Source organism: Bradyrhizobium sp. INPA03-11B, from assembly GCF_040446015.1.
GTDB lineage: Bacteria > Pseudomonadota > Alphaproteobacteria > Rhizobiales > Xanthobacteraceae > Bradyrhizobium > Bradyrhizobium macuxiense_A.
The window spans coordinates 1-13,770 of sequence record NZ_JASGSR010000025.1; the positions used below are offsets into that span (position 1 = coordinate 1).

Sequence of the window (13,770 nt, forward strand, 5' to 3'; positions counted from 1 at the left end):
TTCTGCGTGGTCCGCTTGCCCTTCTCCTGAGGGTAGGACGGCGGGGTGGGGGTGCTGTAGCTCGACCCGTAGAGCTCTCCGCCGCCTGCTCCTCCACCACCACCACCGCCACCTCCCGCGGCAATGACGCTTTGTGGCGGGAGCAGGATGAGCGGCACTGTCAGGAGTGCCACATGCGTTGCGAGCCTCATCGGTGACCGGATCATGCAAACCTCCCAATTCGAACAGGCCAGTCGTTGACCTGAATCAACAACTCCGCGTGACGGGTGGCATTCCCCATTCTCCAAGAAAAATATTGCGGGAAAGAATCTGGCAATCGCGCTGCCCTTCTGGCGCGAGCGGCGTCGCGTGTCGCACACGCGGTGTTACGGTCCTGGAGTGGGCAGTCAGAAACTAACATCCGTGTTAGTTGCCGGGCGTGATGCTTTGTGTCTGCCGGCTGAGGCCGTGGATTACGCCGTCGGCGACGGCGCATGATATTCGGCCGCCGCGGTCTCGTCGCTCGAACCGGCGCCCAGCCAGGTGAGCAGCAGGGTGAGCACAACTGTCAGGCCGAGGTTGACGATCACTGCGTAAAGCGCCGCATAGCCCGGGAAGGTGAAGGTGCCGACCGCAAGCGCATAGGTCGGGGCAAGTTTTGCAGCGATGAACATCGCGGTGCCGGTGGTGATTCCGGCGGCCCAACCGATCAGCAATGCCCAATCATTGAACCAGCGAGTATACACGCCCAGCAGAACCGAGGGCAGCGTCTGGATGATCCAGATGCCACCGAGGAGCTGCAGGTAAATCGCAAACTTGGACGGCAGGAAGAGGATAAAGACCAGCGCGCCGAACTTGACAATTAGCGATACCCACTTTGCCATCTGCGCTTCTTGCCTGTCGGTCGGCTGTCGATTGATGAACTCGCGATGAATGTTGCGCGTGTAGAGGTTGGCCGCGGCAATCGACATGATCGCCGCCGGGACGAGAGCTCCGATCCCGACGGCCGCGAATGCGATCCCCACGAACCATGAGGGGAAGCTATGGAGGAACAGTGCCGGCACTGCAAAGTTGTTGCCGAACTGCTTGAAGCCGGCCGCATATTCGGGAAGTTCGCTGACGCCTGCGGCGATGGCAAAGAAGCCGATGAGGGCGAGCAGACCGAGCATGAACGAATAGCCCGGCAGCAGTGCGGCGTTGCGACGGATGGCGCGGCCGCTGCTTGCAGCGAAGATCCCGGTGATGGAGTGCGGATAGAGGAAGAGCGCAAGCGCCGATCCCAGCGCCAGTGTCGCGTAAGCCCCATATGCGCCGGTCGTGTTGGCGCCGGGAGCAGCCAGCAGCAGTTTCGAGGCCGGTACGGCCGCAAAGATCTTCTCAAAGCCGCCCAGCTGTATCGGCACGACGACGACCGCGGCGAATGCGGTCACATAGATGAGGATATCCTTGACAACGGCGATCGAGGCGGGGGCTCGCAGCCCGCTCGAGTAAGTGAAGGCCGCGAGGATGATAAAGGCGATGACGAGCGGCAGGTCCCCGGCGTAACCCTCTCCCGAAATGCCCAGGCCTCCGATCACGACCTGCAACCCGACAAGTTGCAGCGCGATGTAAGGCATCGTCGCCACGATGCCAGTCACCGCGACTGCCAGCGCGAGCCAGCGGTTGCCGAAGCGCCCGCGCACGAAGTCGGCGGCGGTGATGTAATTGTGCCTGTGACAGACGTACCACAGCCGCGGAAAGGCCAGGAAGAGAATGGGGTAGGCGACGATCGTGTAGGGGACCGCGAAAAACGCAATTGCGCCGGCCCCGAAGGCGAGTGCCGGAACGGCAACGAACGTGTAAGCCGTGTAGAGGTCGCCGCCGATCAGAAACCAGGTGACGATGGTGCCGAAACGACGTCCTCCGAGCCCCCATTCATGCAAGAGGTCGAGGTCTCCCTGGCGCCAGCGGGCCGCGGCAAAGCCCAACCAAGTGATGAAGGCAAACAGCACCACGAAAATGATGAAGGCGGTCCAGTTCACGTTCTGCACGTCACCCTCCCGGTTAGCCCTCCTCGTTACCTCGTCGCTTTCTCCTCATCTCGGCAGTCCGGCCCGGCGTTGTATCGGTGCGCGGCACGATGAGATTACGTTGAATCGTCTTAGCTCCTTGTTTGGCCATGATCTCGCGCAAACGCGTTCCGCGTTTGTCGCGAGGCAAAAAACCGCTTCATGTTTTTCCGCATCATGCTCTAGTCCTCGGTTGCAAAGTAGACAATCGCAGTCAGGAAGGCTCCGATGATGATCCAAAGAAGTTGGTACCAGTAGAAGAAGGGCATGCCGATCCAGGATGGCTCGATCCTGTTGTAGAATGGCGGCCAGAGCACTGCGATGAACTGAATGAGAAGGAGCAGATACCACCAGCTCCATTCTGTTCGTCTGGTATGTTGATTCACGATTCCTCCTCGGAGGAAGCCGGGCTCCTCTTGATGTTGCTCTCGCCAGCGCGATCGCTGCGTGGTTCGAAAACTCGCTGGCGGCTCGGCGATCAATCACCGATGCCGTGCCTGATCCCGCGAGCGACGAGGCTCGTCTTAGGATGACGGCGAGCCGATCAACTCTCTTGCAGCATCCACGAGCTGAAAAGCGATCCACAGCAACGCGCCGCGGCCGTCCAGTATATGACTTTCGCGGAACTTTGGTTCCTAATCCATGTCATTCCGTTAGTCAGAACCCGGCTATGGGTTTGTTCGCACGCGCAGCATCGTCCCGGCATATCGTGGACGGTGCGTCGCCGCTCTCTTATGGGGGGCCGGTTGACGGCACACATGGATGAGAATGGAAACGAGGCCATGAGCAAGACTGACCTCTCCGACATCTATCGAGACTACATTGCCTGCCTCAACCGACAGGACTGGTCGGTGTTGGGACGGTTCGTGGATGATGACGTGTGCCACAACGGCCGGCGGCTCGGCCTGTCGGGCTATCGCGGGATGCTGGAGCAGGATTTTCGCGACATCCCGGACCTTCGATTCAACATCGCACTGCTGGTGTCGGATGCGTCCCATGTTGCGTGCCGGCTGGCGTTCGACTGTTCGCCGAAGGCGAGATTTCTCGGACTCGACGTCGACGGCAGGCGCGTCTCGTTTAGCGAGAACGTTTTCTATGAATTCCGTGACGGCAAGATCGTGGAGGTCTGGTCGGTGATCGACAAGACGGCGATTGAGGCTCAGTTATGAATGGGAGTGTGCGCGTGCTGAACCTGTCGGGACGCCCTCAAGGCGCCACGGGTACCAGTCCGTAGCGCAGCATGGTTTCCTTCATCTTCGCCGGATCGGGTGCGCCGCTGCTCAGCAGCGCTGCCATCTCCTTGAAGTATTGCGGGCCGAGTGCGCCGGGGCTCAAGATGCAGAGACAGCTCGCGGGACCGTTCGAGCGGTTGGTGAAGCCGTGCACGATGCCGCGCCTGATGAACACCGTGTCGCCGGCGCCGAGGTCGATGTCCTTGCCGTCGACCCGCCAGGTCGAGACGCCCGACAGCCCGTAGATCGTCTCGTCCCAGCTCTCGTGATAATGCGGGATCGGCATCCGCGCGTTCGGCTGCAGCGTCATCTCGAACAGGTCGACGCTACCGCCGGTGGTCTCCTTGCTCTGCAGGAAATTCAATTGCAAGTCGCCGAGATTGATCAGTTCGGGCATGATGGTCTCGTACATGGCTGTGTGCAGGAATGCGACGGCGCGACGTGACGCCGGCGAGTAACTCTACTTGGACTCCAGGTGCCACGCACCGTCCCAATCGGCTGCTGGCGGATTCCGCCGGAGACTCATGACCCGCGCCTTCAGCGCGGCCGATGGTCCATCGTTCGGCGCAGCTGCGAGCGCAGCGGCGAAGGCCAGTTCGGCATCGTCCCAGCGGCGCTCGCGATAGGCGGCGAGACCGTCCGCGTAATGCTGCCGCAGTTCGGTCTGCGCCGGCGACAGCTCGTCCTTCTTGCCGATGATCTCGAACACGGCGACCGGCTGGGTCTGGCCGACGACGACGAGACGATCGATCTCGCGCAGCTCGATGGTGGTGGCGCAGGCCGCGGCGGTCGCCTCCGAGATCAGGGTGCGGCTGCCGTAGAACTTGTTGGCGCCTTCCAGCCGCGAGGCGAGGTTCACGGTGTCGCCGAGCACGGTGTAGCTCATCATGAATTCGGAGCCGATGCTGCCGACCAGCGCTTCGCCCGTAGCGATCCCGATCCTGATGTCGCAGTCGGCGGGGATCGCGCGCACGCCGAGCAGCTCGGGCAGATCCTTGCGCAGCTGGTTGACCTGGCCGACCATGTCGATGGCCGCAAGTGCGGCGAGGTGGGTCTGCTCGGCTTCCTCGACGAAGGGGGCGCCCCAATAGGCCATGATGGCGTCGCCGATATATTTGTCGATGATGCCGCGATGCGCGTGGACCGGCGCCGACATCGTCGACAGATAGAGGTTCATGATCTTGACGAGGCCGCGCGGCGTCACGCCTTCGCTCAGGCTGGTGAAGCCCTTCATGTCGCAGAACATCACCGTCATGATGCGGCGCTGGCCTTCGGTGGCGGCGACCGCCGGCTGCTCGAGCAGGCCCTCGGCGATCCGCGGATTGATGTAGCGGCCGAAGGTTTCGCGGATGCGCTGGTTGTGGCGCAGCGTCTCGATCATACGGTTGAAGGCCGCCGATAACTGGCCGATCTCGTCCTGGGTCGTGATGGCGATGGCGCCGTCGAGGCGGCCGGCCTCGACCTCGCGGGTGCCCTCGAGCAGGCGCATCACGGGGCGGGTGATGCCGCTGCCGACCAGCATCGCGAACACGAAGCCGAGGATCGCGGCAATCGCAGTCACGACGCCGGAGATGATGATCGCGCGTTGCTGGGCACTCATCACCTTCGCAGCGGCCGAGGCGACCTGCGCCAGCATGTCGGCGCGGATGCCTTCGATCTTGTTGCTGAAGTCGTCGCGCAACACATCGGCGCGGAGCGTGGTTGCTTTCGCGGCCGCGAATTCCTGGGCATCGAGTTGCTCGAGCAGCGTCTTGTTCTCGGCATTCAGGCGCATCAGGAGATCGTTGACGGCATTGTCGATGCGGTCATCGAGGCGCCCGAGCGCTGCATTGTCTGATGGCGTCGACGGATCGGCGATGATCGCATCGATCAGCACGCGGGCGGCATCGGCCTCGCGCTTGATCGTCGGCTCGATCTCGTCGAAGGTCTTGCGCGCCGCCGCATAGCCGCCGTCTTCGCCCGGCGCCTGCATCTTGGCCATCATCATCCGGCGCATCGCCAGGGACCGCTCCAGCGAGCGGATGTTGACGCGGGCGAGGTGGCCGTAGGCCGGGATATAGCGGTTGGTGAGTTCGTCCAGGAGATGGCCGACCTGGCCCGCCATCACCATGGACAGCAGTGAGGTGATCACCGCGAGGACGATCAGTCCCGCGGCAATGCCGACGATCTTCTGCCTGATCGAATTTCGAAACATGCCGAGCCCCGCCGCAACTGCAATGGGCGGGTCACCCCCGCCGTGGCGGCGCACCAGCTAATAGAGTTCCACGGCCCGCGGTGCAAGCGACCGGTTCCTGCCATCCCGTCGCCAAGCAGGCGTCAGGGACTAGCGCAGGCCCTCGTAGACCATCAGGCCGCGCGCGATCGCGAGCTTGCGCAGGGTGCGCGGCACGAACCGCTCCTGCGGATGCAGGTAACGCCACGAGGTCAGGACCAATTCGTGCAGCCGGGTGACGTCGTCCTCGAACGGGGCGAGCAGGCCGGTCAGGCTCGCCGGCATATGGACGCGGGCGGTGAAGGGCAGCAGCAGCAATTCGAGATGCGCCTTGGAGCCGGTTTCGGTCGTCGCGGTGATGCCGGCGATGGCCGGCAGGGTCTCTTCGACCACGCAGGTGATGATGTCCTCGATCTCGCCGCGGCTCTCGCCGGTGAACAGGGCGGAAAAGCTGCGGTTCTTGAGGTCGCAGCCGAGCAGGGCGGAGGTCCGGGTGCCGGCGACGCGGAAGGGGAAGCGGGTCTCGCCGTCGTAGGACAGCACGAAGATGTCGGAGAGCAGCTCGCGCACTGCGGACGGCTCGAACTCACTCCGGTCGGGTGCACGCGCGGTGCCGCGCTTCGCATTCCAATAGGCGAAGAATTCGCGGCTGGAGCTGTGTTTCATCTAAAGAACCTTGCCCGGCGCCTGGCTCGGCGGGACACTTCTGTCCCGGTTTTGCTCAGGCGCCTTCCCTTCTCTGTTGTGCAGGGAAGGCTGTGCAGCGTCCATGCCGCGGCCGCGCTTTGGGCGGCTTATCGGCAGCTTTGTGTTGTTAACGTAAATTTAACTATGTCCTTGGCGTCCCAGGAACTCCAACGTAGGGTCCGCGCGTTCACATTCGCCGGCTGCCCCAAGCGCCGGCGTGGTTGGTACACAGGTGGCGTCAAACAGTTTGGTCATCGTGCGGGGAGGGGTGGGGATGTTCTCCCTGATCCCTCCAGGGGCACGAGAAGACCAGCCGATCAGGGAGGGTGTTCTCAGCGCCCTCCCTTTTCTTTTGTCTCGATTCCGGCACCGTGCGGCAACCCTGTGTCCGATTTCGGGATTGTGCACTTGCACAGGGGCGTGAAAGCCGCCTATCTCTGATTCACAGCCGCTTTCGAGGTCGCCGACCCCCTTGGACTCCCATCCCGAATCCCCGCTCGAGGCGCCGCCGCGCGAGCCGATCCTGACCTTGCCGGCGGCGCTCACTGCCTACATCCTCCTGATCGCGGTGATCCATCTGCGCGTGTTGCTGCCGCCGGAGATGGAGAACTGGACCATCGATGTCTTCGGCTTCATCCCGAAGCGCTACGATTCGACGCTGCTCGACATCACCTTCCCGGGCGGGGAGGGCGCCAAGGTCTGGACCTTCGTCACCTATTCGCTGCTGCACGCCAACCTCACCCATATCGGCTTCAACGTGCTGTGGCTGTTGCCGTTCGGCAGCGCGCTGGCGCGGCGTTTCGGCGCCGTGCGCTTCTTCGTCTTCATGGCGGTGACGGCGGCCGCCGGTGCGCTCGCGCATCTGCTGACCCATGAGCATGCGATCGCGCCGATGATCGGCGCATCGGCCTCGGTGTCGGGGACGATGGCGGCGGCGATCCGCTTCGCCTTCGCGAAGGGCAGCTTCCTGTCGTTCAGTCGCGGCGATGCCGAGGCGGCCGCCAAGGTGCCCGCGCTGTCGCTGTGGCGGGCGCTGCGCAACGGACGGGTGCTTGCATTCCTGGCGATCTGGTTCGGCGTCAATATCCTGTTCGGCGCCACCTCGCTGTCGCTCGGCGGTGAGGAGGCGAGCGTCGCCTGGCAGGCGCATATCGGCGGCTTCCTCGCCGGGCTGTTGCTGTTCTCGCTGTTCGATCCGATCCCGCGGGCGCGAGACGATGCTGCAGATGCGTCGCCGGTGGACCAGTCCGGCCGCGTCTGATCGCCGCTTGCGGCTCGGTTCGAATTCCTCCATCATCTTTGCGACACAGAACAAAGCGGGCCGACCAATCGAGCCCAGCTACTGACCGCGCCCCGGAACCGAAATCGGCGCGGAACTGTTGATTGAAGACTCTGGCGAACAGGCGCGGCCCGCTCAAGCGGGGCGCGAACGGATTCAGGGAGACGACAATGACGGTACGTTCCATTCTCGATGCAAAGGGCCATCAAGTCATGAGCGTCGCGCCCGGCGCGAAGCTCTCGGCTGCGGTCAAGCTGCTCGGCGAGCGCAAGATCGGCGCCGTGCTGGTGATGGAGCAGGGCCGGATGGACGGTATCCTGTCGGAGCGCGACATCGTGCGCGTGCTCTCGGAGCGCGGCGCGGGCGTGCTGGACGAGCCGGTGAGCGCGGTCATGACCAAGAAGGTCGTGAGCTGCCGCCAGTCCGATACGGTCAGCGGCATCATGGAGATGATGACGACAGGCAAATTCCGCCATCTGCCTGTCGTCGAGGACGGCAAGGTGGTCGGGCTGATCTCGATCGGCGACATCGTCAAGAGCCGCGTGGAGGAATATGAGCGCGAGCAGGAGGCGCTGCGCGACTACATCAAGACCGCCTGAGGTTATTTCCCGGTCGTGCCCGGGCCGGTCGACGGCGGCACCAGGATATCGATCGCTTCCTCGATCGCGCTGATGGCGCGTTCGGCCGCGCGGATGCCGTGGGCGATCAGGTCGTCGGCGCGGTGAAAGTCGAACCAGCCGATCTGGCCGACCCGCGGTGAGATCAGCATGTCAGGCGGATCGCCGGCGAGGCGCGCACGGGTGATGCGGTCCTGCATGATGTTGAAGGCGTCGACCATGACGCTCGAGATCCCGGGCCGGCTGGCGCTGCCGAAAAACTCCCGCTTCACGGTCCGTTCGGCGGAGAAGAAGCGGCCAAATCGGCGCTTCGGCGGTTCCGGTTCGATCTCTGCGTCGGCGGTCACCGCGACCGTCACCTCGGGTGCGGGTGCCGTGGCGCCGTGATTATAGATCGTGGTCGAGTGCGCGAACACGTCGCTGGAGAGGTTCGCCGCAATGACGATCTCGGCGCCGAGGGCGCGGGCGGCCGAAACCGGCACCGGATTGACCAGCGCGCCGTCGACCAGCCAGCGGTCGCCGATCAGCACCGGTGCGAAGATGCCGGGCAGGGCGTAGGAAGCGCGCATGGCGTCCACTACGCGGCCTTGGGTTATCCAGATCTCGTGCCCGGTGCGAACTTCGGTCGCGACGCTGGCGAACTTGACCGCGAGGTCCTCGATGTTGGACTGCCCCAGCGCCGCCTCGATCTCGGCGGCGAGCTTGGTGCCGCCGATCAGGCCGGAGCCGTTGAGGCGGATGTCGAGGTAGCCGAGCACGCTGCGCGGCTGCAGGCTGCGGGCCCATTGTTCCAGCGTGTCGATATGGCCGGCCGCATAGGCGCCGCCGACCACCGAGCCGATCGAGGTGCCGACCACGACGTTGGGGACGATGCCATGGGCGAGCAGGGTCTTGATGATGCCGATATGGGCAAAGCCACGCGCTGCGCCGCCGCCGAGCGCAAGCCCGATCACGGGCCGGCGAACCGTTCCCAGTCCCACCTTGTCGGGGCCGTCGGAGCTCTTGTGGCCGCGGCCCATCCAGCTATCCAACACGACAAATCTCCTGCCAGCGCGAGACTAGGCTGCGCGACACAACTGCGCCAGCGTCGTCCGTCTTCATGGTTATTCCCTACAAGGCACGATTCATGCCCGGGTGGACCGCGGTAGGCAGGGAATGTGACTGGACCGCGACGATAGGGCTAACATCAGCTTGATCGAGCGGTTCCAAATGGGGGGACAGCCCCGCCAGGACTGTGACGAAGCTTCGACGAAGGCTTGAATTTGCCGCGTTTTCGTTGAAAAGCATTGACATGACTACGAGGGGCAACGGCATCGGCGAATGCGGGCGGGGCATGCGGCTCCTTCCGCTATTGACGCTTGCGGCATTTTTGCTCGCCCTGATCCCCGGTTCCGCCTCGGCGCAGTTCTTCAGCGACCGGCCGCCGCCGATCCCGCCGGCCTCGGTGCCGGACGTGCCGTCCGGCCCGGCGCTCAATCTGGCGCCACCGTCCGGATCCGGTTCGGGGCCCGTTCTGCCCGGCCCGTTGACCCAGCCGACCATCGTCCAGCCGTCGATTGCGACCGTGCCTCCGGTCACGCCACCGGCCGGCTCGCCGACCGCAGGGCAGGCGGTGCTGTCGCTGACGGCGCGGTACGGCAAGGACCTGCCGGTCATCAACGCCGGGCTGGTGTGGCGGGTGTTCGCCGACAAGCCCGACGATAACGGCACCTACAAGCTGATCCGCGAGGAGCGCGGGGCGACGCCCAACGTGGTGCTGCCGCCGGGCAACTATGTCGTCCATGTCGCGCTCGGCCTCGTCAGCGCGGTGCGCGCCGTCAGCCTGAAGTCGGAGACTGACCGCGAGTCGTTCGTGCTGCCGGCCGGAGGCCTGCGGATCGAAGGCCGGGTCGGCTCGAGCAAGATCCCGGCCAACCAGATTTCGTTCGCGATCTACAAGGGCAGCCAGTTCGACGGCTCGGACCGCGGACCGCTGGTGCCTAACGTGTCCGCCGGCGACGTCGCGCTGCTGCCGGAGGGGACCTACTACATCGTCTCCAACTATGGCGACGCCAACTCGGTGGTGCGCTCCGACATCCGCGTCGGGGCAGGCAAGCTGACCGACGTCACCGTCACCCATCGCGCGGCCGTCATCACCCTCAAGCTGGTCAGCGAGAAGGGCGGCGAGGCGCTCGCCAACACCGCGTGGTCGGTGATCACGCCGGGCGGCGACGTGATCAAGGAATCGATCGGCGCGTTCCCGCGCGTCGTGCTCTCCGAAGGCGAGTATCGTGCGATCGCCAAGAACGAGGGCAAGGTGTTCGAGCGTCCGTTCAACGTCGTCAACGGCGTCGACGGCGAAGTCGAGGTCGTGGCGCGCTGACGCCCGACCGAACTGCATTTCATGCAACTGTCATAGTCTCTAACGCAAACTAACCATCGCGCGAATTTGAGCTGTCATAATCGCTGGCGGCGACGCGCGGCGCTGCCATTTTTACATGACGTTAAGCCGCGGCATGACTTGGATGCCACGGGGATTTTGGTTTGAGCATGATCGTTCCGGAAAACCGCTTCGCACTTTTTCCGGATCATGCTCGTCGTTCGCGTCAACGGGGCGTGCCATGGTCATGGCCAACAAGAAATCTGCAAAGACACCGGCCAAGTTCAATTCCGAGATGTTCGCCGACGTTCCGGTTCTGCAGCGCAAGTGGCAGGCGGCGGTCCGTCCCGGCGAAAGGCTGCCGCACTATGAAGACGTGATGCTCGGCAGCCTCGGTCGGCTTGCGGATCATATCGTGCTGTTGCGCGACGTCGATGGCGTGCTGTGCGCTTCGCATACCGGCCGCTATGTGCAGACCTGGCTGAACGACGAGCGCTGGGACATTCCGCTCAGCGCACTGCCGCCGGACTGCGCGACTGCGTTGACCGAGGCCGCCGCGAACGCGCGCGAGAACTGCCGTCCTTATCTGGCGTCGGCGCATTGCGTGCGCGATGGTCTGGTGCGGACTTTCGACGTGCTGGCGCTGCCGACGCGGTCGCGCTGGGGCGGCATCCTGGTCGGCGTCTACGTCAACGAGCGCAACGACCAGTACAATCTGCTCGATACGATTTTCTCGGCCACCGACGAGGGCGTGCTGTCACTCGCCGCGATCCGCGATGCGCGGGGCGAGGCGGCCGATTTCCAGATCGTTCATCTCAACCAGGGCGCAGCCAAGCTCCTGATGCAGCCCGCAACCGAATTGCTGTGGCGCCGGCTCAGCGCCGGCGGCAATCCGCTCGCGGCGCCGCCGGTGATGAACCGCCTGCGCGCGTTTGTCGGAAGCGGTCCCGGCGGCCAGTTCGAGATCGACAGCGGCGATCGCTGCCTGCGGCTCGGCGTCACGGCGTTCGGCGACATGCTGTCGCTGACCGTCTCCGACGTCACCGCGCTGAAGCAGCGCGAGGTGTCGTTCCGCCTGCTGTTCGAGAACAACCCGATGCCGATGTGGGTGTTCGACGCCGTCACGATGGAATTCCTCAGCGTCAACGACGCGGCCGTTCAGCACTATGGGTACAGCCGCGATCGATTCCTGGGCATGACGCTGCGCGAGATCTGGCCGGAGGACGAGTGGGGCGTGCACAGCGCCGCCCTGCGCGAGATCGGCGACGTCTATCAATCGAGCCGCGACTGGCGCCACATCAGGGCCGACGGCACCGAAATCCATGTGCTGACATTCGGGCGCAAGGTGACGTTCGAGGGCCGCGACGGCTACCTGGTCGCGGTGGTCGACATCACCGAACGCCGCGCCGCCGAGGCGCGGATCGCGCACATGGCGCACCATGACGGTCTCACCAACCTGCCGAACCGGGACTTTTACCAGGAGCGCCTGGGCGAGGCGCTGGAGCGCAGCCGAAGCGGCAACAAGCGCGTCGCGGTGATGTGTATCGATCTCGACCTGTTCAAGAACGTGAACGACTCCTTCGGGCATCCGATGGGCGACCGCCTGCTCAAGCTGGTGGCGGAGCGGCTGCGCGAGGTGGTGCGCGACGACAATGTGGCGGCCCGCCTCGGCGGTGACGAGTTCGCGATCGTGCTTGCCGCCGATGTCTCGCCGAACGAGGCGAGCGCGTTCGCCGAGCGGCTGATCGATGCCCTGAGCGCGCCGTATACGATCGACGGGCTCGAAGTCGTGGTCGGCGCCAGCGTCGGCATCGCGTTGTCGCCGGGCGACGGCACCACGTCGGAAGAATTGATGCGCAATGCCGACATGGCGTTGTATCGCGCCAAGTCCGAGGGCGGCGGCGTGCATCATTTCTTCGAACCGGAGATGGATCAGCAGGCGCAGAAGCGCCGCGACATGGAGCGCGATCTGCGTGCGGCCTTCACGAACGGCGAGTTCGAGCTGCACTACCAGCCGCTGGTCGATATCGCGGCCGACCGCATCTCAGGCTTCGAGTCGCTACTGCGCTGGCGGCATCCGCAGAAGGGCATGGTGTCGCCCGCGGAGTTCATCCCGGTTGCGGAAGACATCGGCCTGATCGTCGCGCTCGGCGAATGGGTGCTGCGTGAAGCCTGCGCCGAGGCGATGAAGTGGCCGGCCGACGTGAAGGTTGCAGTCAATCTGTCACCGGTCCAGTTCCGCAGCCGCAATCTGGTCCAGGCCGTGATCTCGGCGCTGGCGCATTCCGGCCTGCCGGCGCGGCGGCTGGAGCTCGAGATCACCGAGTCGGTGTTCCTGGCGGAGACCGAAGCCAACCTTGCGATCCTGCATCAGCTGCGCGAGCTCGGCGTCAGCATCTCGATGGACGATTTCGGCACTGGCTATTCCAGCCTGAGCTACCTGCGCAGCTTCCCGTTCGACAAGATCAAGATCGACCGTTCGTTCGTGAAGGATCTGGCGCGGCGCGCCGATTGCCTTGCGATCGTGCGCGCGATCTCCGGCCTCGGCCGCAGCCTCAAGATCACCACGACCGCGGAAGGGGTCGAGACGACCGACCAGCTCGACTGGCTGCGCGCCGAAGGCTGCAACGAGGTGCAGGGGTTCCTGTTCAGCGCCGCCAAGCCGGGAAGTGAGATCGCGGCCCTGCTGAGCAGCTTTGCGGAGCGCGCGTCGAAGGCGGCGTAGCTGTGCGCGGTTTAGAACCGCGTCACGATATCCGTCAGCGCCGGGCGCGGGCGGTCCTCGCTCGGCCTGGTCGGCGTGCCGATGTGGATCAGGCCGGCGAGCTTCTCGTCCGGCTTCAGGCCGAGACCGTCGAGCACGTCGCGGTCGAAGACGAACCAGCCGGTCAGCCAGCAGGCGCCATAGCCGAGCGCGGTCGCTGCGGTGACGATGTTCATCGCGCTGGCGCCGGCCGACAATTCCTGCTCCCACGGCGGCACCTTCGGGTGCGGCTTGGTGAAGGAGACCACGCCGATCACCAGCGGTGCGTCGGTCAGGCGCTTCTTCTCGACCTCGATATCGGCGGCCGGCGCGCCGGGGTTCTTGCGGGCGAAGACCTTTGCGATCACGTCGCCGGCGCGCACCCTTGCATCACCCTCGAACACGATGAAGCGCCAGGGCGTCAGCTTGCCGTGGTCGGGCACCCGCGCGCCGATCGTCAGGATGGTCTCGAGCTCGGCCGCGGACGGGCCCGGGCCGGTCATCTCGCGCGGTTTCATCGAGCGGCGTGTCTTCAGGAGTTCAATGGCATCGGGCACGGAAATGTCCTTCAAGTGGAGTCGTGCCCCCAAGATGGGGGCACGACCAAGCCGACG

At 64.7% G+C, this 13,770-nt stretch carries 12 protein-coding genes and 1 pseudogene; 5 read left to right on the forward strand and 8 right to left on the reverse strand.

All coding sequences use genetic code 11. From position 1 onward, the window contains the following. The 3 genes and pseudogenes from QMZ05_RS13020 to QMZ05_RS13030 all read right to left on the reverse strand — a co-directional run. Positions 1–206: pseudogene (locus QMZ05_RS13020) on the reverse strand (hypothetical protein); the annotation flags it as partial. A 246-nt stretch (positions 207–452) separates the two neighbouring features. After that, complete coding sequence (gene mctP, locus QMZ05_RS13025; RefSeq protein WP_353701109.1) at positions 453–2,009, reverse strand: monocarboxylate uptake permease MctP; 1,557 nt, start codon at positions 2,007–2,009, stop codon at positions 453–455. 200 nt (positions 2,010–2,209) lie between these two features. Further along, positions 2,210–2,413 (reverse strand): DUF3311 domain-containing protein, encoded by a 204-nt coding sequence (locus QMZ05_RS13030; protein WP_353701110.1) that lies wholly within the window; start codon positions 2,411–2,413, stop codon positions 2,210–2,212. 396 nt (positions 2,414–2,809) lie between these two features. On the opposite strand from QMZ05_RS13030, the gene QMZ05_RS13035 reads away from it, so the two are divergent. Next, the gene (locus QMZ05_RS13035; protein WP_353701189.1) at positions 2,810–3,196 is read left to right on the forward strand and encodes an ester cyclase; all 387 of its coding nucleotides are present in this window, start codon (positions 2,810–2,812) and stop codon (positions 3,194–3,196) included. 37 nt (positions 3,197–3,233) lie between these two features. Here the strand turns inward: QMZ05_RS13035 and QMZ05_RS13040 are convergent, their stop codons facing one another. The 3 genes from QMZ05_RS13040 to QMZ05_RS13050 form a co-directional block, all read right to left on the reverse strand. Beyond that, positions 3,234–3,656, reverse strand: a complete 423-nt coding sequence (locus tag QMZ05_RS13040) for a cupin domain-containing protein (RefSeq protein ID WP_353701111.1) — start codon at positions 3,654–3,656, stop codon at positions 3,234–3,236. 63 nt (positions 3,657–3,719) lie between these two features. Beyond that, a complete protein-coding gene (locus tag QMZ05_RS13045) occupies positions 3,720–5,453 on the reverse strand; it encodes an adenylate/guanylate cyclase domain-containing protein (protein WP_353701112.1) in 1,734 nt (577 codons plus the stop codon). A 129-nt stretch (positions 5,454–5,582) separates the two neighbouring features. Next, complete coding sequence (locus QMZ05_RS13050) at positions 5,583–6,137, reverse strand: PAS domain-containing protein (protein ID WP_353701113.1); 555 nt, start codon at positions 6,135–6,137, stop codon at positions 5,583–5,585. Positions 6,138–6,630: 493 nt separating this feature from the next. Between QMZ05_RS13050 and QMZ05_RS13055 the strand changes: the two genes are divergently transcribed. Next, complete coding sequence (locus QMZ05_RS13055; RefSeq protein WP_353701114.1) at positions 6,631–7,419, forward strand: rhomboid family intramembrane serine protease; 789 nt, start codon at positions 6,631–6,633, stop codon at positions 7,417–7,419. A gap of 188 nt (positions 7,420–7,607) precedes the next feature. After that, complete coding sequence (locus QMZ05_RS13060; protein WP_353701115.1) at positions 7,608–8,036, forward strand: CBS domain-containing protein; 429 nt, start codon at positions 7,608–7,610, stop codon at positions 8,034–8,036. Between the two features lie 2 nt (positions 8,037–8,038). On the opposite strand, the gene QMZ05_RS13065 is transcribed toward QMZ05_RS13060, so the two are convergent. Beyond that, the gene (locus QMZ05_RS13065) at positions 8,039–9,073 is read right to left on the reverse strand and encodes a patatin-like phospholipase family protein (RefSeq protein ID WP_353701190.1); all 1,035 of its coding nucleotides are present in this window, start codon (positions 9,071–9,073) and stop codon (positions 8,039–8,041) included. A gap of 272 nt (positions 9,074–9,345) precedes the next feature. Here QMZ05_RS13065 and QMZ05_RS13070 point away from each other — a divergent pair, with 272 nt between their 5' ends. Both QMZ05_RS13070 and QMZ05_RS13075 read left to right on the forward strand, forming a co-directional pair. Further along, positions 9,346–10,416, forward strand: a complete 1,071-nt coding sequence (locus tag QMZ05_RS13070) for a hypothetical protein (protein ID WP_353701116.1) — start codon at positions 9,346–9,348, stop codon at positions 10,414–10,416. Between the two features lie 238 nt (positions 10,417–10,654). Continuing rightward, positions 10,655–13,138, forward strand: a complete 2,484-nt coding sequence (locus QMZ05_RS13075) for an EAL domain-containing protein (RefSeq protein ID WP_353701117.1) — start codon at positions 10,655–10,657, stop codon at positions 13,136–13,138. A gap of 11 nt (positions 13,139–13,149) precedes the next feature. Here the strand turns inward: QMZ05_RS13075 and QMZ05_RS13080 are convergent, their stop codons facing one another. Then, positions 13,150–13,713, reverse strand: coding sequence for a nitroreductase (locus QMZ05_RS13080; RefSeq protein ID WP_353701118.1), 564 nt, complete (start codon positions 13,711–13,713; stop codon positions 13,150–13,152). Positions 13,714–13,770: the final 57 nt, after the last annotated feature.